This window comes from Achromobacter spanius (assembly GCF_002812705.1).
GTDB classification, from domain to species: domain Bacteria; phylum Pseudomonadota; class Gammaproteobacteria; order Burkholderiales; family Burkholderiaceae_B; genus Achromobacter; species Achromobacter spanius.
Genome location: NZ_CP025030.1, coordinates 1,575,829 through 1,598,489 on the forward strand (window position 1 = coordinate 1,575,829; position 22,661 = coordinate 1,598,489).

General features: G+C 64.5%; 25 protein-coding genes. 14 read left to right on the forward strand and 11 right to left on the reverse strand.

The features are described 5' to 3' along the window. Positions 1–7: 7 nt before the first annotated feature. The 6 genes from CVS48_RS07115 to CVS48_RS07140 form a co-directional block, all read right to left on the reverse strand. Positions 8–601: a sugar transferase gene (locus tag CVS48_RS07115; RefSeq protein WP_100853836.1), complete on the reverse strand. Its 594-nt coding sequence runs from the start codon at positions 599–601 to the stop codon at positions 8–10. Positions 602–609: 8 nt separating this feature from the next. Further along, the gene (locus tag CVS48_RS07120; protein ID WP_100853837.1) at positions 610–1,782 is read right to left on the reverse strand and encodes a DegT/DnrJ/EryC1/StrS family aminotransferase; all 1,173 of its coding nucleotides are present in this window, start codon (positions 1,780–1,782) and stop codon (positions 610–612) included. Positions 1,783–1,952: 170 nt separating this feature from the next. Continuing rightward, entirely contained in the window at positions 1,953–3,194 is a 1,242-nt protein-coding gene (locus CVS48_RS07125; protein WP_100853838.1) for a glycosyltransferase family 4 protein, read from the reverse strand. Positions 3,195–3,269: 75 nt separating this feature from the next. Next, a complete protein-coding gene (locus CVS48_RS07130; protein ID WP_100853839.1) occupies positions 3,270–4,361 on the reverse strand; it encodes a DegT/DnrJ/EryC1/StrS family aminotransferase in 1,092 nt (363 codons plus the stop codon). Between the two features lie 5 nt (positions 4,362–4,366). After that, positions 4,367–4,936, reverse strand: a complete 570-nt coding sequence (locus tag CVS48_RS07135; protein WP_100853840.1) for an acyltransferase — start codon at positions 4,934–4,936, stop codon at positions 4,367–4,369. Between the two features lie 5 nt (positions 4,937–4,941). Further along, on the reverse strand, positions 4,942–5,994 hold the full coding sequence (locus CVS48_RS07140) for a Gfo/Idh/MocA family protein (RefSeq protein WP_100853841.1): 1,053 nt from the start codon (positions 5,992–5,994) through the stop codon (positions 4,942–4,944). A 126-nt stretch (positions 5,995–6,120) separates the two neighbouring features. On the opposite strand from CVS48_RS07140, the gene waaC reads away from it, so the two are divergent. Then, positions 6,121–7,164: a lipopolysaccharide heptosyltransferase I gene (gene waaC, locus CVS48_RS07145; RefSeq protein WP_100853842.1), complete on the forward strand. Its 1,044-nt coding sequence runs from the start codon at positions 6,121–6,123 to the stop codon at positions 7,162–7,164. A 1-nt stretch (position 7,165) separates the two neighbouring features. Next, positions 7,166–8,536, forward strand: a complete 1,371-nt coding sequence (locus CVS48_RS07150) for a 3-deoxy-D-manno-octulosonic acid transferase (protein WP_100853843.1) — start codon at positions 7,166–7,168, stop codon at positions 8,534–8,536. Positions 8,537–8,567: 31 nt separating this feature from the next. Here the strand turns inward: CVS48_RS07150 and CVS48_RS07155 are convergent, their stop codons facing one another. Genes CVS48_RS07155 through CVS48_RS07165 form a run of 3 tightly spaced genes read right to left on the reverse strand, consistent with a single transcriptional unit; the run spans position 8,568 to position 10,438 of the window. After that, complete coding sequence (locus CVS48_RS07155; protein WP_100853844.1) at positions 8,568–8,768, reverse strand: hypothetical protein; 201 nt, start codon at positions 8,766–8,768, stop codon at positions 8,568–8,570. Between the two features lie 15 nt (positions 8,769–8,783). Further along, positions 8,784–9,590 (reverse strand): type III pantothenate kinase, encoded by an 807-nt coding sequence (locus CVS48_RS07160; RefSeq protein ID WP_100853845.1) that lies wholly within the window; start codon positions 9,588–9,590, stop codon positions 8,784–8,786. Further along, positions 9,587–10,438 carry a biotin--[acetyl-CoA-carboxylase] ligase gene (locus CVS48_RS07165; protein WP_100853846.1) on the reverse strand — a complete coding sequence of 284 codons (852 nt, stop codon included), beginning with the start codon at positions 10,436–10,438 and terminating at the stop codon, positions 9,587–9,589. The genes CVS48_RS07160 and CVS48_RS07165 overlap by 4 nt, the downstream gene beginning before the upstream one ends. A gap of 95 nt (positions 10,439–10,533) precedes the next feature. Between CVS48_RS07165 and CVS48_RS07170 the strand changes: the two genes are divergently transcribed. The 10 genes from CVS48_RS07170 (at position 10,534) to CVS48_RS07215 (ending at position 19,009) form a co-directional block, all read left to right on the forward strand. Continuing rightward, positions 10,534–11,664, forward strand: a complete 1,131-nt coding sequence (locus CVS48_RS07170; RefSeq protein WP_100853847.1) for an MlaE family ABC transporter permease — start codon at positions 10,534–10,536, stop codon at positions 11,662–11,664. After that, complete coding sequence (locus tag CVS48_RS07175) at positions 11,664–12,503, forward strand: ABC transporter ATP-binding protein (RefSeq protein ID WP_100853848.1); 840 nt, start codon at positions 11,664–11,666, stop codon at positions 12,501–12,503. Before CVS48_RS07170 ends, CVS48_RS07175 begins: the two co-directional genes overlap by 1 nt. Further along, positions 12,490–13,446, forward strand: a complete 957-nt coding sequence (locus tag CVS48_RS07180; protein WP_172616206.1) for an MlaD family protein — start codon at positions 12,490–12,492, stop codon at positions 13,444–13,446. Before CVS48_RS07175 ends, CVS48_RS07180 begins: the two co-directional genes overlap by 14 nt. Positions 13,447–13,448: 2 nt before the next feature. After that, entirely contained in the window at positions 13,449–14,105 is a 657-nt protein-coding gene (locus tag CVS48_RS07185) for an ABC-type transport auxiliary lipoprotein family protein (RefSeq protein ID WP_100857543.1), read from the forward strand. Positions 14,106–14,160: 55 nt separating this feature from the next. Then, positions 14,161–14,814: an alpha/beta hydrolase gene (locus tag CVS48_RS07190; RefSeq protein ID WP_100853850.1), complete on the forward strand. Its 654-nt coding sequence runs from the start codon at positions 14,161–14,163 to the stop codon at positions 14,812–14,814. A 145-nt stretch (positions 14,815–14,959) separates the two neighbouring features. Further along, positions 14,960–16,222, forward strand: a complete 1,263-nt coding sequence (locus CVS48_RS07195) for a D-alanyl-D-alanine carboxypeptidase family protein (RefSeq protein ID WP_100853851.1) — start codon at positions 14,960–14,962, stop codon at positions 16,220–16,222. 128 nt (positions 16,223–16,350) lie between these two features. Then, entirely contained in the window at positions 16,351–17,217 is an 867-nt protein-coding gene (locus CVS48_RS07200; RefSeq protein WP_167400959.1) for a D-amino acid aminotransferase, read from the forward strand. A gap of 113 nt (positions 17,218–17,330) precedes the next feature. Continuing rightward, positions 17,331–17,603, forward strand: coding sequence for a YbeD family protein (locus CVS48_RS07205; RefSeq protein WP_006216435.1), 273 nt, complete (start codon positions 17,331–17,333; stop codon positions 17,601–17,603). 12 nt (positions 17,604–17,615) lie between these two features. Beyond that, positions 17,616–18,266: a lipoyl(octanoyl) transferase LipB gene (lipB, locus tag CVS48_RS07210; RefSeq protein ID WP_100853853.1), complete on the forward strand. Its 651-nt coding sequence runs from the start codon at positions 17,616–17,618 to the stop codon at positions 18,264–18,266. A gap of 20 nt (positions 18,267–18,286) precedes the next feature. Next, entirely contained in the window at positions 18,287–19,009 is a 723-nt protein-coding gene (locus CVS48_RS07215) for a tetratricopeptide repeat protein (RefSeq protein ID WP_100857544.1), read from the forward strand. Positions 19,010–19,293: 284 nt separating this feature from the next. Here CVS48_RS07215 and CVS48_RS07220 read toward each other — a convergent pair whose 3' ends face one another. Beyond that, positions 19,294–20,106: a substrate-binding domain-containing protein gene (locus tag CVS48_RS07220; RefSeq protein WP_100853854.1), complete on the reverse strand. Its 813-nt coding sequence runs from the start codon at positions 20,104–20,106 to the stop codon at positions 19,294–19,296. Between the two features lie 355 nt (positions 20,107–20,461). Between CVS48_RS07220 and lipA the strand changes: the two genes are divergently transcribed. Then, positions 20,462–21,490 (forward strand): lipoyl synthase, encoded by a 1,029-nt coding sequence (gene lipA / locus CVS48_RS07225; protein ID WP_100853855.1) that lies wholly within the window; start codon positions 20,462–20,464, stop codon positions 21,488–21,490. 80 nt (positions 21,491–21,570) lie between these two features. Here lipA and CVS48_RS07230 read toward each other — a convergent pair whose 3' ends face one another. Beyond that, on the reverse strand, positions 21,571–22,125 hold the full coding sequence (locus tag CVS48_RS07230; RefSeq protein ID WP_100857545.1) for a cob(I)yrinic acid a,c-diamide adenosyltransferase: 555 nt from the start codon (positions 22,123–22,125) through the stop codon (positions 21,571–21,573). A 199-nt stretch (positions 22,126–22,324) separates the two neighbouring features. On the opposite strand from CVS48_RS07230, the gene CVS48_RS07235 reads away from it, so the two are divergent. Further along, positions 22,325–22,630: a copper-binding protein gene (locus CVS48_RS07235; RefSeq protein WP_006216414.1), complete on the forward strand. Its 306-nt coding sequence runs from the start codon at positions 22,325–22,327 to the stop codon at positions 22,628–22,630. Positions 22,631–22,661 lie beyond the last annotated feature (31 nt).

Genomic DNA, 22,661 nt, shown 5'->3' on the forward strand with positions numbered 1-22,661 from the left:
GTTAGGCTCAATGGAAGATGGCGAAGGCGGTCTTGAAGAGAATTCCAAGATCGCCCGTGAAGCTGCGGGTGCGAACGTACTGCTGCTGCAATCGAAGTTTTTCCGGAAGGATGACTTCCTGGTAGGCGCGCTCAGGATCCGTCGACTGGGCGAGGATCGTGCTTTCGTTGCGAAAGTGGATCGAGGCCAGGTCGGTGATGCCCGGCCTGACCGACAGGATCTCATCGCGCGCGTCGTCGGGATACATCGCGACATAGCGCGGCACTTCCGGCCGGGGCCCGACCAGGCTCATGTCGCCTTTGAGGACATCGATCAGTTGCACCAGTTCATCGAGCTTCCATTGGCGGATCAGCCTGCCGACACGGGTGATGCGGGCGTCGGCACCCACGGTGATCTGGCGGTCGATGGCGGAATGCCGTACCTGCATGCTGCGCAGCTTGTGAATCCGGAACGGAACCCCACTGCGTCCGACGCGTTCCTGGCGGAAAAAGACGGGACCGGGGCTGTCCAACTTGATTGCGATGGCGATCAGGGCCAGGAAGGGCAACAGCACGAGCAGGCCCAACGCCGAACAGCAGATGTCGAAAAGACGCTTTAGCATCCAGCGTCCTAGGACAATAGGGCTTTCACCGATTCAATGACCCGCGCCACATCAGCGTCGCTCATCTTTGAGTAGATCGGCAGGCTGACCATGGAATTGAACGCCGCTTGCGATTGCGGGTACATCTCGGGGGTCAGGCCATAGCGGTCGCGCCAATATGGCTGCAGGTGCAAGGGCACGTAATGGACGCTGCACCCAATGCCTTTCTCGGCCATGCTGGCGATGAACTGGTCGCGGCGGGCAGAGTCCTGGCCGTGCAGGCGCACGACATACAGGTGCCAGGCATGCAGGTCGGTGGCGGCATGTGGCATGTCCGCATTGCCCGGGCGCGGGGGCAGCGTCAGCGGCAGATTGGCGAATGCCGTGTTGTAGGCCTCGGCGATCTTCATGCGTCGGGCCTGCATCTCGTGCAGCCTGCGCAGTTGCACCCGTCCCATGGCCGCCGCGGTGTCCGGCAGGTTGTACTTGAAGCCGGGCGCAACGATTTCGTAGTACCAGCTGGGCTGGTTGGACGTATAGCGATCAAAGGCGTCGCGGTCGATACCATGCAACCGCATGACGCGGCAGCGCTTGGCCAAAGCCGGGTCGCGCGTGATAACCATGCCACCTTCGCCGGTGGCCAGCGTCTTGGTGGCGTAGAAACTGTAGACAGTCAGGTCGCTGGCGAGCGTACCGATCTTGTCGCCTTGCCAAGTGGTGGGCAGGGCGTGCGCGGCGTCTTCGATGACGCGAAGATTATGCTTGCGCGCGATTGCCAGGATGCTGTCCATGTCACAGGACAGGCCGCCGTAGTGGACCGGAATGATTGCCCGGGTTTTGGGCGTGATCGCGCGTTCGATGGCCGCGGGCGAAATGCACAACGTTTCGGGGTCGATATCGACCAACACGGGCTCGGCGCCCAGATAGCGCGCGACCTCGGCCGTCGCGGTGAAGGTATGTGACGGCGTGATGACTTCATGCCCTTCGCCGACACCGATGGCTTCCAGAGCGAGATGCAGGCCCGCTGTTGCGGAGTTGACGGCCACTGCTTCCACGTCGCCACCGAGATAGCGCACGAATTCGATTTCGAATTCACGCGCGTTCGGGCCGGTGGTCAACCAGCCGGATTGCATGGCTTTGGTGACGGCTTCGATTTCTTCGTCCCCGATATCGGGCAGGGCGAAAGGGATAAATGGATTCATGGCTGGCCAGACACAATACTGCGATGTGATGCCGGCGCGTATTCACGAACGCAAGCCAGCTTATTGATTTTTGATGAGTCACGCATCTGTCTTGGGAACAGGGGCGAAAAACCAAGGAATTTTTTCATGTGCATCTCAGCCCAGGGGCAGATAGTACGCGGTTTAAGAATTCAGACCTCTTTCTGCTGACGCGGCGCGGGCTCCAGCGCTTGCAAGAATCTGGCAGCCAGTGTCGGGTAGGCGTGGTGCGATTGGACGAAGCCACGGCCATTTTCACCTAGCTGGCGTCGTTGACTCGCAGTCATGCCTGCGAGCTGGCCAAGCGCGTTGGCGATTCCGTCCACGTCTTCGGCCGGGACACTGATACCGCAGCCTGCGTCCTGCACGATATCGTAGGGTGAGCTGGTGGAGTGAACCACCGGCAATCCCGCCATCATGTAATCGAACAACTTGTTGGGACTCATCCCATGGGCGTACAGCGGACTGTCACGCCAGCCAATGTACGCCATGTCTCCCAGAGCCAGCAGGGACGGCACTGCCGTCTTCGGGATGGAATCCAGGAATTGCACATTGGCCAATCCCAGCTGGCGCGCTTTGCGTTGCAGTCTATCCTTTTCGGCCCCATTTCCCACTAGTACCAGTCCTATATTTTGCGCACTAGGGCGGCCGGCCGCTTCAATAAAGGGATCCAGCGCGTTTGAGACCGCATGTCCGCCAGCGTAGATGCAAAGAGTTTCAAATTTCTCGCGGAACTGTGCAATTTGCGCGCGGATTGCATCGGGTACTGGCGTGGGAGCAGCGCCTGGGTCAATGCCATTGGGGATGTAGACGAACTTGTCGCCGCGCAAGCCATGGTCGCGCATATGGGCTTCGGTGCCCGGCAGTAACGAGACCGCTTTGTCTGCATGGGCGTAGGCGTAGTTCTCAGCGCATTGCATCGAGAAAATCATCGGATGCCATTTCGAGAAGCCGCCGAGCATCTGCGGCGTCAGCGGCCAGACATCGTGCAATTCGTACACGAGCTTGGCGCCGGCGCGCCGGGCGATATGACGAGCGGGCCAGATGTCGTAGGGATAGGTCGAAGAGGCGATCACGACGTCCGGCCGCTTGGCCGCCAAGGCCTTGGCGTGTCGGTAGAGCAAGCCGGTGAACTGCAGCATGTTCAGCAGGCGAGCAGCGCCATTGCCCCGATAGGGACGTGTGCGCAGCCAGAGATAGTCCACGCCGTCGAGGGTCTCGGCATGCGTTGGACCGTTGAACTCCGGGCTACGCTGTCTGATATGGGACACGCTGCTTGCCACGATCGTGACACGGTGACCTTGCGCGATCCATTCCCGAGCCAGGTAGTAGGGCCGGAATTCCATGCCGTGGCGCGGCGACCCGGCATAGTGATTGATCAGGAGAATATTCATTGGGTGGCGTGTGGCGCCGCCGCTCCGCTGTCTCCTGCCATAGGGCAAACCGGGGAGTACGAAGGCGCCATGGTGTCAGCGAGCGGCCTGCATGACCGTTTGGACGATATGGTTCTGCGTCTCCGCGTCCAGGTCGGGATGCATGGGCAGGCTGAGCACCTGGCTCGCCAGCATTTCAGAGACCGGTGTGGACCCATCCGCGTACCGGCTGTAAGCCGGCTGTGTATGGATCGGACGCGGATAGTGGATGGCGGTAGGGATGTCCGCGGCCTTCAGCGCGGCAATGATGCCATCGCGATCCTGCACCATGATCGTGAACTGGGCCCAGACGCTGTCGCGGTCGGGCCGGACGGTCACGGTCCGCACATTGGCCACATCAGCGAACAGGGCCTGATAGCGCGCGCCGATCCGGATCCGTTGTTCCACTTCCCAGCCAAAGCGCTCCAGCTTGGCGAGCACGACCGCGCACTGCAGGGTATCCATGCGGCCGCCCACCCCGACCCGGGTATGGTAGTAGCGGGCTGATTGCCCGTGGACGCGAATCTCCCGGCATGCCTGCGCCAGCGCGTCGTCATTGGTGAAAATCGCGCCGCCGTCGCCATAGCAGCCTAGCGGCTTGCTGGGAAAGAAGCTGGTGCAGCCAATCGTCGACAGGTTGCCGCTTTTCCTGCCCTTGTACGTGGCGCCGAAGCTCTGGGCGGCGTCCTCGATTACGGCAATGCCGTGCCGGGCCGCGATGGCGTTGACCTCGTCCATGTCACCGCATTGCCCATATAGGGACACCGGGATGATCGCCTTGGTGCGCGAGCTGATCCTGGCTTCGATATCGGCGACCTTGATGTTGCAAGTGTCGGGTTCGACGTCGACAAAAACGGGGGTGGCGCCCAGCAGCACGATGACTTCGGCCGTGGCGACGAAGGTGAACGAAGTGGTGATCACCTCATCGCCTGCCCCGATGCCCAGCGCCATCAACGACATCAGCAGGGCTTCCGTGCCGGAGGCGACCGTGATGCAGTGCTTGGTGTCCGTGTAGGCCTGCAACGCGGCCTCGAGTTCCTTGACCTCCGGCCCCATGATGTACTGGCCGTGGTCCAGCACCTGCTGGATGCGGGCGTTGATGGGATCGCGCAGGACTTGATACTGCTTCTTGAGATCGATGAATTGCATGGGGCTCACGCTAGTTCGCAAACGCCGTTGTTCAACACGTACCGTTCACCGGTCGCGGCGCAGATGGCCTGAGCGTTTCCGCCAAGGGGCAGGTCCAATTGCTCGCCGTGACGGCTCATCCAGCCGATCTGGCGAGCGGGCACGCCGACCACCAAGGCGAAATCCGGAACGGATTTGTTCACCACCGCGCCGGCGCCCACGAAGGCGTGACGACCGACCGTCACGCCGCAGACGATGGTGCAGTTGGCGCCCAGCGTGGCCCCCTGGCGGACCAGCGTATCGCGGTATTCGTTCTTGCGTTCGATGGCCGCGCGGGGGTTGTACACATTGGTGAAGACCATGCTCGGCCCGCAGAAGACATCGTCTTCAAGCGTGACGTTGTCGTAGACCGACACGTTGTTCTGAATCTTGACGCGGTCACCGATACGAACGTGGTTGCCGACGTAGACGTTCTGGCCCAGCGAACAGCCGGCGCCGATCACGGCGCCAGCGCTGACATGGACCCAATGCCAGATGCGCGTTCCGGCGCCGATGGAGGCGCCCTCGTCGACGATAGCGGTGGGATGGATGCTCATTCGGTTCAATCCAGTGGCAGGGGGACACGAATACCGTCGCGGGCTGAACGGTAGATGGCTGTCAGCAGGGCCAGCGATTGCAGGCCTTCGCGGCCGTCGGTCTCAGGCTCACATTCTCCGCGCAAGGTCTTGATGACGTTGTCGTAATAGAGAGGATGGCCGAAGCCATATACCGAGGTGGTTTCATAATTGGCTTCACGGATCTTGGCGTCATCGGCCTGCTCGTCGGCGAATTTCCACTCGTCGATCCGATTGACCGCCACGCCGCCGACGCGCACCGTGCCCTTTTCGCCCAGGATGGTTATTGAACCTTCCAGGTTTTGCGGATAGGTCAGCATGGTGACATTGATGGAGCCCATGGCGCCGTGTCGCCAGCGCACTGCTGCGACACCCGTATCTTCCGCCTCGATACGGCGGGCAAGCGTGGCGGTGTAGGCGTAGACACTTTCCACCGGGCCGATCAACCAATCCAGCAGGTCGACATAATGGCTGGCTTGGTTCATGAAGGCGCCGCCGTCCCATTCCCATTTTCCGCGCCAGCGAGCCGCATCGTAATACTCTTGCGGGCGTGTCCAGAAAACGTTGACCGTCACCATGAAAATGCGACCGAAACGGCCGCTATCGATCGCTTTCTTGACCAACTGCAGTGTCGCGTTGCGGCGATTCTGCTTGACGATGAACAGACGCACCCCGGCCTCATCGCACGCCTTGACCATGCGCTTGCCGTCTTCCCAGCGGGTAGCCATGGGCTTTTCGCTCACCACGTGGCGTCCGGCTTGCGCGGCTTCCACCGCCTGCCATGGATGCAGTCCGGAGGGGGTGGCCAGCACCACCGCGTCGGCATTGCCCTGCTGCAGCAGTTCCGTCAGCGAGGCAAAGCCCCTGGCGCCTGTCGCCTGTACCGCATTGCGCAACGACTCAGGATTCGTGTCGCAGACCTCAACCAGTTCTGCTCGGTCGGAATGCTGGTCAAGGGCGGCAATGTGATTCTTGGAAATGCGTCCGCAGCCGACCAGGGCAAAACGGATCTTTCGATCGCTAATCGGAGGAAGATTCATTGTGATGAGTTTGTTGTAAATTGCCGGGATTCTTCGAATGTGCGTCCCGGCACAGTCGGGAATGATACCGTGAACGTCCCTGGCGTCCGCCAGGACTTCGCTGGGAAACTTCTAGACTAAGACTTGATGCCAACTCGCATTCTCATTGTCCGCACGTCGTCACTCGGCGATCTGGTGCATATGCTGCCCGCCATTTCCGACATCGCCCGCCATGTGCCGGACGCCGAAATCGACTGGATCGCCGAAGAGGCTTTCGCCGAAATCCCTAGCTGGCATCCCGCCGTGAACGAGGTCATCAAGGTGGCCCATCGCCGCTGGCGCAAGGCCTGGTGGTCGGCGCAGGTACGGGCGGAACGCCGGGCGCTCAAGGAGCGCCTGCGGTCCGAACAGTACGACATCGTGCTGGATATGCAAGCCCTGCTGAAGTCCGCGTGGCTGGTGCGCCAGACGCGCGGCGTGCGTCACGGGCTGGACTGGCGTTCGGCGCGCGAGCCGCTCGCATCGTTGTTCTATAACGTACGTCATCGGGTGGAATTCTGGCAGCCGGCCGTCATTCGCCAACGAAAGCTGGCGTCGCTGACATTTGGTTACCAGTACGGTGGGCAGCCGGATTTCGGCCTGCAGGCGTTTGCGCGCCAAGCCACCCCAGGCGACGTTGCCAACCCTGTCCACGCGGTATCCGCTGACGGGCTGAACGCTACCGAGCTGCCGCGCCTGCATCACCTGGATACCGACCGGGGTTACGCCGTGATCATGCCTTCGGCCAGCCGCGACGACAAACTCTGGCCCGAGGACGACTGGCGCGCGGTGTTCCGCCGCCTGCGCGATGCGGGCTGCTCGCTCAAGCTGCTGGCGGGCAACGACCAGGAGGCCGAGCGCGCCGGGATGCTGGTAGCTGGCATGGAGGACGTCGAGGTGATGCCCCGCATGGATCTGACGTCGGTGGCGCAATTGCTGGCCGGCTCGCGTTTGATGGTCGGCCTGGATAGCGGCCTGACGCACCTGTCAGCCGCGTTGGGCCGGCCAACCATCGGCATTTACCGCGCCTCCACCCCGGTTCGCACCCCGCTGGTCGGATCCAACTACACCGCCAGCCTGGGCGACCGGGGCGCGTCGCCATCGCGAGAAGCGGTGATGGCCTCGGTGGAACAGGCACTGGCCGCGCAGTGACATGAACCGCTGCGTCTACACGCTGGCACTGCGGGCGTTGGCCCCGCTGCTCTGGTTGTGGATGGCCCGACGCGCCAAACGCGCTGGCGGCCAGTGGCAGGTGTTTTCGCGTGAACGCTTTGGCCATGCGATCGAGCCGGCGTCATCCCCCCCCGATTTCAGTTGGACGGCGCCGGTATGGATGCATGCCGTCAGCCTGGGCGAAACCCGTGCCGCGCAACCGTTGGTGCAGGCCTTGCTGGACCGTGGCCTGCCGGTGCTGTTGACGCACATGACGGCGACCGGTCGCGCCGAGGGCCAGCGGCTGTTTGCCGACGCCATTTCCCGGGGGCAGTTGCGACAAGCTTGGCTGCCTTACGACTTTCCCGGCGCGACCCGGCGCTTCATGCGGGGCTATCAGCCTCGCTGCGGCCTGCTGATTGAACGCGAGATCTGGCCCAACCTGCTGGCGGCCGCGCGGCAAGCAGGGGTGCCGATGGCCCTGGTCAGTGCGCGGTACTCGGCATCGTCGCTGCGCCAGGCGACACGGATGGGTAGCGTGATGCGCGAAGCCTTGGGTGGCTTGGACCTGGTGCTGGCGCAGACGGCTGAAGACGCCGGTCGGTTGACGCAAGCGGGCGCGCCCACGCCCCTCGTGACCGGCAATCTGAAATTCGACTTGGTGCTGCCGGCGGCGCAGGTCCAGGCCGGCCGGGAATGGCGCGCGCGTATCGGTCGCCCGGTCATCGCCATTGCAAGCACCCGCGAAGGCGAGGACGCGCCATTCATCGACGCCATCAAGCGTTCCGGCAAAGGTTCCGGCCACCCCGCCGGCAATCCTGCCAGCGACTCCGCTAGCAGCCCCGCCAACAATTCCGTCAACAACGCCGCAGGCATCCTCATCGACGCGCCGCTGTTTCTGCTGATCCCGCGCCACCCGCAACGCTTTGACGATGCTGCGCGCCTGCTGAGCGAGGCGGGCTTGCCGTATGTCCGGCGCAGCGCTGACGTCGATCCGGCACCGGAAACCCGGGTGCTGCTTGGCGATAGCCTGGGTGAAATGGCCTTCTATTACGCCGCCTCGGACGTGGCCGTTGTGGCGGGCAGCTTTGCGCCGTTGGGCGGTCAGAACCTGATCGAGGCGTGTGCAGCGGGTGTGCCGGTCATCGTGGGACCGCACACGTTCAATTTTCAGCAGGCGGCGGAAGATGCGATTGCCGCGGGGGCGGCAACGCGCAAGGCTGATCCCGCACAGGCGACCGATGCGGCGTTGGCCATGCTGAAGGATGAGGCACAGCGCCAAGAAGCAAGCCGTGCCGCCCGCGCCTGGTTCGAGTTGCATGCGGGGGCAACGCGGCGGACGATGGATGCGCTGGCGCCCTGGCTGGGGTGACCGTCATTGCATCATTTGGACCCAAGAATGCTTAGCGTGTTGTCTGGTTGGGGGGAGCCGTGGGGGGCGTGGCTATCGCCCGCCCCACCAGCTTCACCGCGTCCACGTTCAATTCCTGGCTGAACTTTCGCGTATCCCGCCCTTCATCTTCCGGGCGCACGCCGATCCATCCCTGGCCCAGCGCCAGCACCCATAAATTCGCCAGCAATATCAGGATGAAGAGCACTCGCATGGCGGAAGACCTTGCTCAGGCGTGGGTGTCCAGGGTGGCGCGCGCGACCGCGGCCAGGCCATCCAGGACGGGGTGATCCAGGTACACCGGCACGTGGGCCGCGCCGAATGCGCCGCCGGCGTCGGCCAGCAAGCGTTCAATCTCTTGATGCACTTCAGGCCAGCCGCCGCCCGCCGCGTAGATCTGCGGAGTCTGTCCATAGCGCTGGCGGCCCGCCAGCCATTGGCGCACCACCGCGCCGGCTTGGGCCGCGGCGATGCCCGAGGCGATGGCTTCGTGCGTATCGACGGGGTAGGCCACGACCTGGCCATTGGCTATCGGCAGGTTGGCGGTGCCGTGGGCCAGCGCGCTGCGCATCATGGCGGGGCCGGGCAGGATCAGGCCGCCCGCGAAAACGTTGTCAGGGCCGACGGTGTCGATGGTGGTGGCGGTGCCGAAGCTGGCCAGCACGAAGGGCGGATGCGCGCCCGGCAGGCGCGACAGCACGCCCAGCAGTGAGGCCCAGCGGTCAGCGCCCAATTGCGTCGGTACGCGGTAACTGTTGACCAGCCCCAGCGTGGTCGCCTGCGACAGCGACCAGGTCACCGCGCAGCCATGTTTTTGCAGGATCGCGGCGATGGCCGTGCCGCGCGCCTCGCCCGCCACGTTCACGCCCAGCGCGCGCAGGGGACGGCGCGGCAGGGCGGCCAGCCAGCCGTCCAGCGCATCCAGATCCAGGCCGTCGAAGGCGACAGCCGCCGGTTCGCGGGGCATGTCGGGGTTGCTGGCGTCCAGCCAACCCACCTTGAGACGGCTGTTGCCGGAGTCGATGAGAATAATCATGCTTGGCGTCGAATCGAAATTTCACCGATCGAAATCGGTGTGGCGCCCTCGGGCGTTTGCACCAGCAGGCGCCCGTGTTCGTCTACGCCACAGGCGGTGCCGCTAAGTAGGATATCGCCTTTCTCCAGCACGTTCACCGGCCTGCCCGCCAAGGCGTCGACCTGGTTGAAACGCTGGCGGAACGCGGCGAAGCCTTCGCGTTCCAGGGTCTGGACGGCTTCCAGCCAGGCGGTGGCGCTGGCGCAGACCAGGTCGGCGGCGCTGGCCACGCGGCCTGATTCGGCTTGCACCTGGGTCCAGTCGGCCACCTCGCGGCCCAGCGCGCGAGACAATTCGCCCGCGTCGGTCAGATTGACGCCCATGCCGATGACGACGGTGTAGCCGGCTTCGCGGCCGCCCGGGTTGCGGGTGGTTTCCACCAGCACGCCCGCCAGCTTGGCGTCGTGCCATTGCACATCGTTCGGCCACTTCATGCACAAGCCGTGCGCACGCGGGCCGGCCACCGCGCGCAGTGCCTCGCAGGCGGCCACGCCGGCCAAGGGAGACAGCGCGGGCAATTGCGCGGCAGGCAGATGGACGTCGTAAGCGCAGGAAAACATCAACGTGGCGCCAGACTGGTTTTGCCAGGGACGCCCCGCGCGGCCACGGCCGGCGTTTTGTAGGTGGGAACCCAGCAGCCACGGTTTACCGGCCCCCGTGCCCGAGCGGGCGCGCGCCAGCAGGTCGGCGTTGGTCGACCCGGTGTCGCCGGTCCAGGCGATGTCTTGGAATACGGGCAGGCGCGAGCCTAGCTCCCGGGCCAGGGCTTCCGGCGCGGGCAGGTCGATAGGGCAGACGTGATCGGGCATGGCGGCGATTGTAGGGCACGCGGCGCGCCCTCGCGGTCTTTCAGCCCTCTAGCGTTTATCATTGGCGATACATTTTGCATCGGTGCCTCGCCTACATGCCGCATTCCGCTTCGTCCGCGTCCGCCGCCGTGCCTTTCCGTCAGGACGGCAAAGTTTGCCATGTGGCGGGCGACTGGAGCGTCCTGGCCCTGGCCCAGGCCGGCGAAGTCGAACGCCGGCGCACCGCAATGGCGCGGGCGGCTGAAGAGGGCGTGCGTTGGGACTTGCATGGCATCAGCCGGCTGGACACCATCGGCGCCTTGCTCATCTGGCAAGCGTGGGGCGAAAAGCTGCCCGAGCGCGTGCGCTGGTCGGCCGGCCAACAGGATGTGTTCAATGCGCTGGCCCTGAACAAGGGCGAGGTCCAGGCGGCGCCGTCCAAGCCCGAATCCTGGGCTTGGGTTCGCGCCCTGGGTGGCGCCATCTTCCAAGCCGCCGAGAACGGTCGGGCCCTGCTCATCATGCTGGGTCAATTGATGCTGGACCTGGGCAGCATGCTGCGCCGTCCGCGCCTGGGGCCATGGCGCGAGATCTCGGCGCAGGTGTATCGAACCGGGGCGCAGGCGCTGGGCATCACGGCGCTGGTGGGGTTTCTGATCGGCGTCGTGTTGTCGTATCTGTCGGCGCAGCAGTTGCAGATGATCGGTGCCGACCGCTTTATCGTGCGGCTGCTGGGCGTGTCCATCGTGCGTGAGCTTGGGCCCGTGCTGGCCGCCATTCTGGTGGCGGGCCGGTCGGGCTCGGCCATCACCGCGCAGATTGGCGTGATGCGGGTCACCCAGGAACTGGACGCCATGCGTGTCATGGGCATCTCGCATGGGCAACGGCTGATTCTGCCGCGCGTGCTGGCCTTGGCGGTAACCATGCCGCTGCTGGTCCTGTGGACGGACGCAATGGCGATCCTGGGCGGCATGCTGGCCGCGCAAGTGCAGCTGGGCGTGTCGGCGCAGTGGTTTTTGGCGTCACTGCCCGACGCCATCTCATTGACCAATTACTGGATCGGCATCCTGAAGGGCGTGACCTTCGGCATTCTGATTGCGCTGATCGCCTGCCACTTCGGCCTGCGCATCCAGCCCAATACCGAAAGCCTGGGGCGCGGCACGACAACGTCAGTGGTGACGTCGATTACCGGCGTGATACTGCTGGATGCGCTGTACGCCATTATTTTCAGCTCGGTGGGCATCTGATGAACAGCGCCCTGCAACATCGATTGTTCACCGATGACAGCATCACGGTCGAACCCGTCATCACGGTGCGCGGCCTGCGTACCGCCTTTGGCGACCATGTGGTGCACGACAACCTTGACCTGACTGTCTTCCCGGGCGAAATCCTGGTGCTGGTGGGCGGCTCGGGCACGGGCAAGACGGTGTTGCTGCGGCAGATCATCGGCCTGGACCAGCCCGCCGCCGGTAGCGTGAAAGTGCTGGGGCATTCCTTGTTTGACCTGACGCCCGGCGAACGCCGGCGCCTGTCGTACCGGTGGGGCATGCTGTTTCAGGCGGGGGCGCTGTTCTCGGCCTTGTCCGTGTTCGACAATGTGGCCTTGCCGCTGCGCGAACTGCGCACGGTGCCGGAAGACCTGGTGCGCGACGTCGTCATGTGCCGGCTGGCCATGGTGGGGCTGACGGCCAATGATGCCGACAAGCGGCCGTCGGACCTGTCCGGCGGCATGGTCAAGCGGGTGGCGCTGGCACGCGCCTTGTCGCTGGACCCGGAATTGCTGTTCCTGGACGAGCCCACGGCGGGCCTGGACCCGCTGCGCTCGGACGAATTCGTGGACCTGGTGCGCAGCCTGCATCGGCAGTTGGGATTTACCGTCGTCATGGTGACGCACGATCTGGACACGCTGCTGGCGCTGGCCACCCGTGTGGCCGTGCTGGCGGACAAGCGGGTGATCGTGTGCGACACGGTGCCGGAAGTACTGAAGGTCGATCACCCGTTCATTCACACGTTCTTCCTGGGCGAACGCGGCTTGCGCGCGCTTGGGGATCTGGCGCCGAAGGGATTGCATCATGGAAAACCGTAGTCATGCGCTCATGGCCGGCATCTTCACGCTGGTCCTGCTGGCCGCCGCCGTGCTGGTGGCCGTCTGGATCGGCCGGGACCGGACCCAGCTGCAAACGTACGAAATCATCTCGGCCACGGCCGTCAGCGGCCTGAACCCGCAATCGGCCGTGCGTTACCAGGGCGTGCCGGTGGGCAAAGTGCAGTCGCTGGCGCTGAACCCCAACAAGCCGGGGCAGGTGCGCATCCGCATCGGCGTGGCCCCGAACACGCCGATTACCGAGTCGACCTGGGCCGAACTGGGCGTGCAGGGCGTGACGGGCATGGCCAACGTCGAGCTGCGCGACGACGGCACCTCGCTCAAGCGCCTGGCGTCCACGGCGGAACATCCCGCCGCCATTCCGCTGCGCCCGGGCTTTCTTGACCGCATCGAGCAACGCGGCGGCAAGCTGATTTCCAACGTGGAAGAAGCCACCGAGCAACTGCGCCGCGTGCTGAGCGAACAAAACGTGCAAGCGCTGACCGCCAGCCTGCAGAACGCCACCGACATCACGCAGTCATTGCGGCAAGCCACCCGCGACCTGGCACCCACGATGGCCAAGCTGGGCCCGCTGCTGGATTCGCTGAACACCACCTCGCGCCAGGCGGATCGCGCGGCGCGCGAGATTGCCGATCTGGCGCAGCAGGCTCGCCAGGCGGTGGCACGCCTGAACGCGCCCGATGGCCCCTTGTCAGTGGCCACGCGCAGCCTGAACGACATCGCGCTAGCCGCCGCGCGGCTGGATGGCGAGACCTTGCCCGCCGTGACCACCATGGCCGGCAACGTCAGCGCGGCCGCGCGCGGGGCGGCCGTGACCCTGCGCCGTGTCGACAGCACGCCGCAATCGTTCTTGTTCGGCCCGGCGCCTGTTGCGCCTGGGCCCGGCGAAGCCGGGTTCGCCGGTTTCGGGAGACAGCCCAAATGAAGATGCTGAAGATGCGTAGCGCCGTTTCGATGGTGACCCGGACGTTGACCCTGACGTTGGCCCTGGCGCTTGCGGGTTGCGGCATTGGCCGCGTGCCCGCGCCGCCGTCCGTCTTCGACCTGGGGCTGGACGCCCGGCCAGCCCTTACCTTGCCGGCACGCGCTCCCATCGCGCTGACTTTCCAGGCGTCGCCCGCGTTGTCGGATACCGGCCTGATCTGGCGGGTGGGCGACAGCGCCGCGCCCAAGGCCTATGCCACCTACCGTTGGGCGTCGGCGCCGTCCGAGCTGGTGCGCCAGCGCATTACCGACCGCCTGTCGCGTCAGGGTCCCGTTCTGGCTGACCGCGTCAATCTTCAGACGCCGCAATTGCAGGTTTCCCTGTCGCAGTTCGAGCAGGTGTTTTCGGAAGACGGCCAGACCAGCCAGGGGCGCATCTTGCTGCAAGCGGTATTGGTCAATGGCCGGTCGGTAGTCGATCAAACCCGCATCCTGGTGCAGGCGCCCGCGCCCACGCAGGATGCCGAGGGCGGCGTGGCCGCGTTGCGACAAGCCACCGACGAGGCGGCCGACCAGTTGGCGCAATGGCTGGCCACCACGATGACGCCCGCCACGAGGACGCCGGCCGCGATGACGCCCGCCGCCAAAGCGGGCGATTAACATCGTTTCCGCGTTTTCCGCTTTTCCTTTTTCTTTACGCACGTTGAGTTGATCCATGTCCGCACGCACTGATACCCACGCCTTCACCGGCGCCGCCGGCCGCATCGATTGCGCCGTCGACTGGCCTGCCGGCACGCCGCGAGGCTGGGCCCTGGTTCTGCACCCGCATCCCCTGCAAGGCGGTGCGCGCGAAAACAAGGTCGTCACGACCGTGTCGCGCGCCTGCGTGCAGCATGGCCTGGTGGCGGTGCGCCCCAACTTCCGTGGGGTGGGGCAGTCGGAAGGCGCGTTCGACAAGTCGGTGGGCGAAACGCAGGACATGCTGGCGGTGGTGGCGCAAATGCGCGAACTGCATCCTGAACTGGCCGATGCGCCCTGGGTGCTGGCCGGCTTTTCGTTCGGCACCGCCGTCGCCGCGCAAACCTACGCCGCGCTGGCCGAAGCGGGCGATGCGGCGTTGCCGTCCGCGCTGATGCTGTTGGGGCCGGCGGTCAACCGCTTTCAGTCGCACGAAGTGCAGGTGCCGGACGACACGCTGATGGTTCACGGTGAAGAAGACGAAGTGGTGCCGTTGTCCGAAGCGATGGATTGGGCGCGGCCGCGCTCGATTCCCGTGGTGGTGGTGCCGGGCGCATCCCACTTCTTCCATGGCAAGCTGCTGGTGCTGCGCCAGTTGGTGCAGGCGCGCTTGAAAGTCGCGCTGGATTGAGCACAGCCGCGCAAGGTTGCATCAAGTTGCATGATTTAAATGCACCGGGAACCCCCTGCGAAGCGGACCGGTCCAATCGCCTGCCTATAATTGTCAGCCATCAGCCCCGCGCCGGCGGGCGTCTTTCCTTGGACCCACGTTGCCGATGAAGAAATTGCCTTATTCCGTTCACTCCCCCGTTGTCTTTACCCGTCGCCTGATCACAGGCGCTGTGTTGTCGGCGATGCTCGCGGCCTCGATGCCGGCCTGGTCGCAACAGGCGCCCGCCGCCACACCGGCCGCGGCCGGCACGGCGGCACCGGCGCCAACGGCCTCGGGCGCGGTGCCGGTGGGTGATGTGTCGGCGGTTCCGGCGCCTACCATCGCCGCCAAGGCATGGATCGTGATCGACGTGAACAGCGGCCAGACCTTGGCCGCGTCCAACCCCGACACGAAGGTCGAGCCGGCATCGCTGACCAAGATCATGACGGCCTACGTAGTGTTCAACGCGCTGGAAGATAAGCGCCTGACGCTGGAACAGACGGTGCCCGTGTCCGAGCACGCCTGGCGCACGGGCGGTTCGCGCATGTTCATCGAACCGCGCAAACCGGTGACTGTCGACGAGCTGAATCAAGGCATGATCGTGCAGTCCGGCAACGACGCCTCCGTGGCGCTGGCCGAAGCCGTGGGCGGCAGCGAATCGGCCTTCGCCGCGCTGATGAACCAGGAAGCCCAACGCCTGGGCATGAAGAACACCCACTTCATGAACTCGACCGGTCTGCCGGATCCGCAGCACGTGACCTCCACGCGCGACCTGGCCACGTTGTCGTCGCATCTGATCACCGATCATCCCGACTACTTCCACTACTACAAGCAGAAGAGCTACACGTACAACAAGATCACGCAGCCGAACCGCAACCGCCTGCTGTGGGCCGACCCGTCGGTGGACGGCATGAAGACCGGCCACACCGACTCGGCCGGCTACTGCCTGGTGTCGACCGCCGTGCGCGGCGACCGTCGCATCCTGGTGGTCGTGGTGGGCACGGATAGCGAAGCCACGCGCGCCGAAGAAAGCCTGAAGCTCTTGAACTGGAGCTTCCAGAACTTCGATACCGTGAAGCTGTTCGACAAGAGCCAACCCGGTATCGATGCGCGCGTCTGGGAAGGCACGGCCGACAACGTCAAGCTGGGTCCGCCGAACCCCGTGTCGATTGCGGTGCCGCGCGGCAAGGCCGGTGATTTGAAGCCGGTTGCGCAGCGCACTGATCCGCTGATCGCGCCGCTGGCCAAGGGCCAACAGGTGGGCACGCTGCAATTCACGCTGGATGGCAAGGTGCTGCGCACCGAACCGCTGGTCGTGCAGGATGCCGTTGAACGCGCGGGCTTCTTTGGCCGCATGGTCGACACCGTGAAGCGCTGGTTCCAATAAGCGCATCGCGCCGCGCCACGGGCGCGGGTGTAAGCTAGCAGCGGGCGTTTCGTGCGAAACGCCCGTTTTCCATTTTCAGGCAAGCCCATCGGGTTTGTCCGCGACGTTTGATCCTTCAGGAGTACCCCATGATTCCGGGCGTGCCGGGCGAAAGCCAGGTGTATCTCAACGGCGAGTTCCTGCGTGTCGACGAGGCGAAAGTCTCCGTCCTGGACCGCGGTTTTATTTTTGGCGACGGCATCTACGAAGTCGTTCCCGTGTACCAGGGCAAGGCATTCCGCATGGCGGAGCACCTTGACCGCCTGGATCGCAGCCTGGCCGCCTTGCGCATCACGCCGCCGATGGATCGCGCGGGCTGGGTCGACCTGATCGAGCAGTTGCTGGCGCGCACCACGCTGGACACCTGCATCGTGTACTTGCAGGTCACGCGCGGCGTTGCCAAGCGCGACCACCAGTTCCCGGCCACGCCGGTCACGCCCACCGTGTTTGGCATGATTTCGGCGTGGTCCCCACCGCCCGCCGCGCAACGCACGCAGGGCCTGACCGCCATCAGCATTCCCGACGAACGCTGGCTGCATTGCGAGATCAAGTCTGTGTCGCTGTTGGGTAACGTGCTGGCCAAGCAGCAGGCGGTGGATGCGAACGCCGATGAAGTCGTGCAGTTTCGCGACGGCTACCTGACCGAAGGCTCGTCCACCAACATCTGGGTGGTGTCAGGTGGCAAGCTGCTGGCGCCGCCCAAGAACAACCTGATCCTGGAAGGCATCCGCTACGGCCTGATGGGCGAGCTGGCCGAAGCGGCGGGCATCCCCTTCGAGTCGCGCCGCATCACCCAGCAAGAGGTGGAATCCGCCGACGAATTGATGCTGTCTTCCGCCACCAAGGAAGTGCTGGCGATTGTTTCCTTGGACGGAAAGCCGGTGGGTTCGGGCAAGCCCGGCCCTGTTTTTGAGCAGTTGCGAGCGGGTTATGATGCCCGCATCGCCGCGCTGTAAGCCGCTGTACCGGGCGGCTGCCACAGCCGCCCGACCTCCGGCCGGTCTTGCCTGTGCGCAGCTTGCCCCCATATAAGAACATTCAGGGGCAACCACCTCCCTAGGGTCCACTCATGCATATTCCGCCCGAAGAATCGCTTATCGAATATCCCAGCGACTTTCCCATCAAGGTCATGGGCAAGCAGCATCCCGAATTCGCCCAGACGCTGACTGACGTCGTGCTGCAATTCGACCCCGGCTTTGACGCCGCCACGGTCGAGATGCGGCCCAGCAAGGGCGGCAACTACATGGGCCTGACGTTCATCGTGCGCGCCACCTCGCGCGAGCAGTTGGACAACCTGTACAAGGCCTTGCACGGCCATCCAATGGTGTCCATCGTTCTGTAAACCGGAATTGCCGTGATCAAGTGGCTCGCGCGGCCGGCGGACTATCTGCCGGTCTGGCAGGACATGCAGGCGTATACCTCGCTGCGCGGCCCAGATACGCCTGACGAGATCTGGCTTTGCGAGCATGCGCCGGTCTACACGCTAGGCCAGGCCGGCCTGCCGCAACATGTGCTGAACCCCGGCAACATCCCAATCGTGCATTGCGACCGTGGCGGCCAGGTGACCTATCACGGCCCCGGGCAAGTCATGGCGTACGCGCTGTTCGACCTGCGCCGCGTGGATATGTACGTGAAGGAGTACGTCACGCTGCTGGAAGGCGCCGTCATCGACACGCTCACGCAGCATGGCGTGGACGGGGCCTGTCGCAAGCCCGGCGCGCCGGGCGTGTACGTGCCCGACCCCGATCTGGGTCCCGACAGTGGCGAACTCGCCAAGATCGCGGCGCTGGGCATCAAGATACGCAACGGGCGCGCCTATCATGGCGTGTCGCTGAACGTGGACATGGACCTGGCCCCTTTCCTGGGCATCAACCCCTGCGGCTACGAAGGGCTGCGAACCGTCGACATGGCCGCCTGCGGCGTGCACCGCCTGCCGACCGACGTGGGTGACGCGCTGGCGCGGAATCTGGCGGACGCCTGGCGCCGCGCAAGGAGCGCGCTTTGAAAACAGACTTGAAGACCGCTTTGAAGACCGCTTATACCGCCGCCGATGTTGCCGCGACCACGCCGGAACAACTGGCCCAATTGCGCGAAGGTCCGCCGGAACCCTACGCGGCATGGATTGGGGCTGCCGCCGAGTTGGGATTGGTCGAAGCACAGACCATTTACGGTCAGATGCTGCTGGACGGCGTGGGGGTGGCGCGCCAGCCCGACGCCGCGCTGGCCTGGTTCAAGCGCGCCGCCCATGCCGATCACCCGATGGCCATCAATATGGTGGGCCGCTGCTATGAAAATGGCTGGGGCGTCGCCGCCGACGATACCGTTGCGGCGTATTGGTTCAGGCTGGCCGCCGACCGTGGCCTGGATTGGGGCATGTACAACTACGCGCACATGCTGCGCGCCGGCCGCGGCGGCGTCACACAAAACAAGGCCGCTGCACTGGCGCTTTACCAGCAAGCGGCGCAGACCGGCCATGTGAAGTCCATCGGCGTGGTCGGGCGGTTTTATGAAGCGGGCGAGGTAGTCGAGCAAGACCTGGAACGCGCATTCGACTGCTACCAGCGTTGCGCCGAGGGCGGCGACTTTCGCGGCATGTTCCATCTGGGCCGACTATTGCTGCTGCGCGGCAAGAAAGAGGAAGCGGTGCAATGGCTGGTCCAGGTACCAGAAACCGCCACGCCAGCATTCTTGAAGGAAGCGAATACGCTCTTGCAAGACAGCGGCTTCCCCCCGCTCTACGAGGTATGAGTCGCGGGAAGCAGGACCGTACGACGTAGGATGGGTGAAGCGCGAGCAACCCGCTGAAAGAACCCCAAATTAGATCGCGCGCAACCCATCAAGCAGCGCCAGAGTCCTGGCAGATTCCGCCAAAACGCAATCAAGCAATCCAGAAGCGCTGCCAGGTTCGGCTGCGGCGGCATTGAGCAACGTCCCTGTTGTGGGACGTCCCGCTACAGCATCACGTTCGTCTGATGGGTTTCGCGCGATCTACGGGGGAGTTCTTTTGACCGCTCTCTCGCGCTGCACCCATCCTACGTGCTTAGGCGGGGTTCGAATGTTACGTCCAGGGTTTGATGCTGGCCGGCTGCCAGCTCGCCTTGTAAACGGTCCAGCAGCACCTGCGCGGCCCGACGGCCCAAGTCTTCGGCGTCTACCCCCAACGTAGTCAGCCCTTGCGCCCATTGCGCGGCGCTGCCGTCGTCCGTAAATCCCAAGACTGCCAGATCTTGCGGCACGTGCAGGTCACGGTTGTGGGCTTCCGACACCGCGGCGGCCGCCAGCAGGTCCGACGTGCAAAATACCGCGTCAAAGATCGTATTGGTGGCCAGCAAGCGCAAGAATGCCATGCGGCCGTCGTTCATCTGCAGCACTTCCGGTTGCACGATGTCCGCCACCCGATCCAGCCCCAACGCTGCCGCCGTGCTGATGAAGCCTTGGCGTCGTGCGCGTTCCCATGGGTTGTCGGCGCTGATGCAGGCCACCAGCGCATGGCGCTTTTCGGCCAGATGACGCGCCGCCGCCCGGCCGGCCTCTTCGTTGTCGATGACCACGGCGGTGTCCAGCGGATGCGCGGAGGCACTCCAGGTTTCCACCACCGGTATTTCCAGCGCCGCCAAGCCGGCCCGCAAGGCCGGTTCGTCCAGCGGTCCGATGACAAGCGCGGCGGCCGGTTGCAGGGCGGCCAGTTGCGGCAGCATGGCAGGGTCATGCCAAGGGCCCGCCGTCAGGAAGTAGCCCTCGGGCGCCAGGCGCTGCGCACACGCTTGAATGGCGCGGCTGGCGGGTCCGGCGTCCAGGCGGGGGGCGATCAGGGCGACAAGGCGCGGCGGGGGAAGGAGGGCCATAAGAAGGGAATTCAGCAAATTTGTCAGGCAAGACGATAACCCAGCCGGTCATGCCTCGTGAGGGACCGGTGGGCATCCGTGACCCTTGCGGCGCCTGTGCCATCCGATGAGGTCGGTAGGTATCCGCGACACCTGGGGGGGCCTCGGCCGTTGGGGCAGGAAGCTATCCGCAACACCTGCGGCGCCTTTGTCGGCTTTTGAAGCCGGCAGCCGTCCGGAGCTCCTGCGGGGCTTGCCTCATCCGTTGGGGCAGGGAGCCCTCCGTACCCCCTGCGGCGCACCGGAGCGGCGAAGGGTAAAATGCCATTTTTGTCTCAAACCGGGCCGTCCTGCGCGCCGGTTGCGAAGGTGCCCAATGTCTACGCTCGCCGAGTCCGCTGTTCCCCCGAACGAATCCGCCGCTGCATCCGCTTCCGCCACCGCCTCGGCCACTGCGCAAGCCGTCTACGATCCGACGCAAAAGCAGAAGTCGCAGGCCAAGACGGCACGCATTCCCATCAAGATCGTTCCGGCCGAACGCCTGAAGAAGCCCGAGTGGATCCGCGTGAAGGCCGCCGCGCCCGGCTCGCGCTTCTACGACATCAAGCGCATCCTGCGCGAACACAATCTGCACACGGTCTGCGAAGAAGCCTCTTGCCCGAACATCGGTGAATGCTTCGGCAAGGGCACCGCCACGTTCATGATCATGGGCGACAAGTGCACGCGCCGCTGCCCGTTCTGTGATGTGGGCCATGGCCGCCCCGACCCGCTGGACACCAAAGAACCCGAGAACCTCGCGCGCACCATCGCCGCGATGAAACTGTCGTACGTGGTCATCACCTCGGTAGACCGCGACGACCTGCGCGACGGCGGCGCCGGCCACTTCGTGGACTGCATCACGCACATCCGCGAACTGTCGCCCACCACCCGCATCGAAGTGCTGGTTCCCGACTTCCGCGGTCGCCTGGACCGCGCGCTGACCATCCTGAACGCCGGCCCCCCGGATGTGATGAACCACAACCTGGAAACCGTGCCGCGTTTGTACAAGCAGGCGCGCCCGGGCTCGGACTACATGCACTCGTTGAAGCTGCTGGCCGAATTCAAGAAGCTGCACCCCGAAGTGCCCACCAAGTCAGGCCTGATGCTGGGTTTGGGCGAAACGGACGAGGAAATCCTGCAAGTGATGCGCGATATGCGCGAGCATGGCGTGGATATGCTGACGATCGGACAGTATCTGCAGCCGTCCGAGCATCATTTGCCCGTGCTGCGGTATGTGCACCCGGACACGTTCAAGATGTTTGAACGCGAGGCTTATGCCATGGGGTTCTCGCATGCGGCGGTGGGCGCGATGGTGCGGTCTTCGTATCATGCGGATGAGCAGGCGCATGCGGCTGGGGTGAATTGATCAAACCCATGTTTGATCAATTCAGTTGTGCGTCTTTCAGGGATGCGCCGTGATGGTCCTTTTGGGACGGTAGCGGCGCTTCACTGGCGCGCCTGGGCGCTTGCCCAGAACGTATCCTTCTGACCTTCATGCTGGTTTATATGTCGCGCCAGCACAAACATCAGGTCGGACAACCGGTTCAGATACTGCCGGACCGGCGGGTTCACTGTTTCAACCCCAGCCAGCGCCACCACCGCCCGCTCCGCCCGCCTGCATACCGTCCGTGCCACGTGTGCCTGCGCGGCCGCCCTTGTGCCGCCGGGCAGGATGAATTCGCGCAGTGGCGAGAGCGTTGCGTTGTAGTGCGCCAGCCGGTCGTCCAGGCGGGCGACCTGTGCGTCGCTGACCGCGGTATGTCCAGGGATGCAGAGTTCAGCGCCCATGTCGAAAAGGTCATGCTGAATGGCTATCAGATCGACGGACACCTCGGGCGGCAGGGTCTCGGCCAAGAGCACGCCGAGGACGCTGTTCAGCTCATCCACGTCGCCCAGCGCGGCGATACGCGGGCCGTCCTTGGAGGTGCGGGATCCATCCCCCAATCCTGTGGTGCCGTCGTCTCCCGTGCGGGTGGCAATGACTGATAAGCGGTTGGCCATAGAACGTCCTGATTGGGTGAAGGGGAGTTGCGTCGGGGAGTAAGCATGCCCCGATCGCAGCGCCAGTTCGCAATCAACCGTCAGGATTGTTGCGTTCTGCCGCAGGAACTGTTTCATAACGACGGTATCCTAGCACTGTGGAAAGTAGACCGGGCGGTGCTGCCCGGAGCGGCTTTCGGTGTCAATGGAGGATGCCTGTATGGCTTTTGACCGTAAGTATGCAATGCCCATGGCCGTCGCCACTGCGATGGCCGTTGTGTCGCTGGCGACGCCCCTGGCGTTCGCGCAGCAGGCCGATGCCAGCGGCGAAGTGCGTCGCGTCGACCCGGCCGCGGGCAAGGTGACGATCAAGCATGATGAGATCAAGGCGCTGGACCTGCCGGCCATGACGCTGGTCTATGACGCGGACCCGGCGCTGCTGGCCAAGATCAAGGCGGGCGACAAGGTCCGTTTCACGGCCACGCGCAAGGATGGCAAGTACGTGGTGACGGCGATCACCAATTAAGTGGATGCCGCGCCCATGAAAAAGCCGCTTA

Excerpts from the sequence above, each read along its gene's own strand:
- CVS48_RS07115 (WP_100853836.1), bottom strand. The coding sequence starts at position 601 with ATGCTAAAGCGTCTTTTCGACATCTGCTGTTCGGCGTTGGGCCTGCTC.
- CVS48_RS07120 (WP_100853837.1), bottom strand. The coding sequence starts at position 1,782 with ATGAATCCATTTATCCCTTTCGCCCTGCCCGATATCGGGGACGAAGAA.
- CVS48_RS07125 (WP_100853838.1), bottom strand. The coding sequence starts at position 3,194 with ATGAATATTCTCCTGATCAATCACTATGCCGGGTCGCCGCGCCACGGC.
- CVS48_RS07130 (WP_100853839.1), bottom strand. The coding sequence starts at position 4,361 with ATGCAATTCATCGATCTCAAGAAGCAGTATCAAGTCCTGCGCGATCCC.
- CVS48_RS07135 (WP_100853840.1), bottom strand. The coding sequence starts at position 4,936 with ATGAGCATCCATCCCACCGCTATCGTCGACGAGGGCGCCTCCATCGGC.
- CVS48_RS07140 (WP_100853841.1), bottom strand. The coding sequence starts at position 5,994 with ATGAATCTTCCTCCGATTAGCGATCGAAAGATCCGTTTTGCCCTGGTC.
- waaC (WP_100853842.1), top strand. The coding sequence starts at position 6,121 with ATGCCAACTCGCATTCTCATTGTCCGCACGTCGTCACTCGGCGATCTG.
- CVS48_RS07150 (WP_100853843.1), top strand. The coding sequence starts at position 7,166 with ATGAACCGCTGCGTCTACACGCTGGCACTGCGGGCGTTGGCCCCGCTG.
- CVS48_RS07155 (WP_100853844.1), bottom strand. The coding sequence starts at position 8,768 with ATGCGAGTGCTCTTCATCCTGATATTGCTGGCGAATTTATGGGTGCTG.
- CVS48_RS07160 (WP_100853845.1), bottom strand. The coding sequence starts at position 9,590 with ATGATTATTCTCATCGACTCCGGCAACAGCCGTCTCAAGGTGGGTTGG.
- CVS48_RS07165 (WP_100853846.1), bottom strand. The coding sequence starts at position 10,438 with ATGCCCGATCACGTCTGCCCTATCGACCTGCCCGCGCCGGAAGCCCTG.
- CVS48_RS07170 (WP_100853847.1), top strand. The coding sequence starts at position 10,534 with ATGCCGCATTCCGCTTCGTCCGCGTCCGCCGCCGTGCCTTTCCGTCAG.
- CVS48_RS07175 (WP_100853848.1), top strand. The coding sequence starts at position 11,664 with ATGAACAGCGCCCTGCAACATCGATTGTTCACCGATGACAGCATCACG.
- CVS48_RS07180 (WP_172616206.1), top strand. The coding sequence starts at position 12,490 with ATGGAAAACCGTAGTCATGCGCTCATGGCCGGCATCTTCACGCTGGTC.
- CVS48_RS07185 (WP_100857543.1), top strand. The coding sequence starts at position 13,449 with ATGCTGAAGATGCGTAGCGCCGTTTCGATGGTGACCCGGACGTTGACC.
- CVS48_RS07190 (WP_100853850.1), top strand. The coding sequence starts at position 14,161 with ATGTCCGCACGCACTGATACCCACGCCTTCACCGGCGCCGCCGGCCGC.
- CVS48_RS07195 (WP_100853851.1), top strand. The coding sequence starts at position 14,960 with ATGAAGAAATTGCCTTATTCCGTTCACTCCCCCGTTGTCTTTACCCGT.
- CVS48_RS07200 (WP_167400959.1), top strand. The coding sequence starts at position 16,351 with ATGATTCCGGGCGTGCCGGGCGAAAGCCAGGTGTATCTCAACGGCGAG.
- CVS48_RS07205 (WP_006216435.1), top strand. The coding sequence starts at position 17,331 with ATGCATATTCCGCCCGAAGAATCGCTTATCGAATATCCCAGCGACTTT.
- CVS48_RS07220 (WP_100853854.1), bottom strand. The coding sequence starts at position 20,106 with ATGGCCCTCCTTCCCCCGCCGCGCCTTGTCGCCCTGATCGCCCCCCGC.
- lipA (WP_100853855.1), top strand. The coding sequence starts at position 20,462 with ATGTCTACGCTCGCCGAGTCCGCTGTTCCCCCGAACGAATCCGCCGCT.
- CVS48_RS07230 (WP_100857545.1), bottom strand. The coding sequence starts at position 22,125 with ATGGCCAACCGCTTATCAGTCATTGCCACCCGCACGGGAGACGACGGC.
- CVS48_RS07235 (WP_006216414.1), top strand. The coding sequence starts at position 22,325 with ATGGCTTTTGACCGTAAGTATGCAATGCCCATGGCCGTCGCCACTGCG.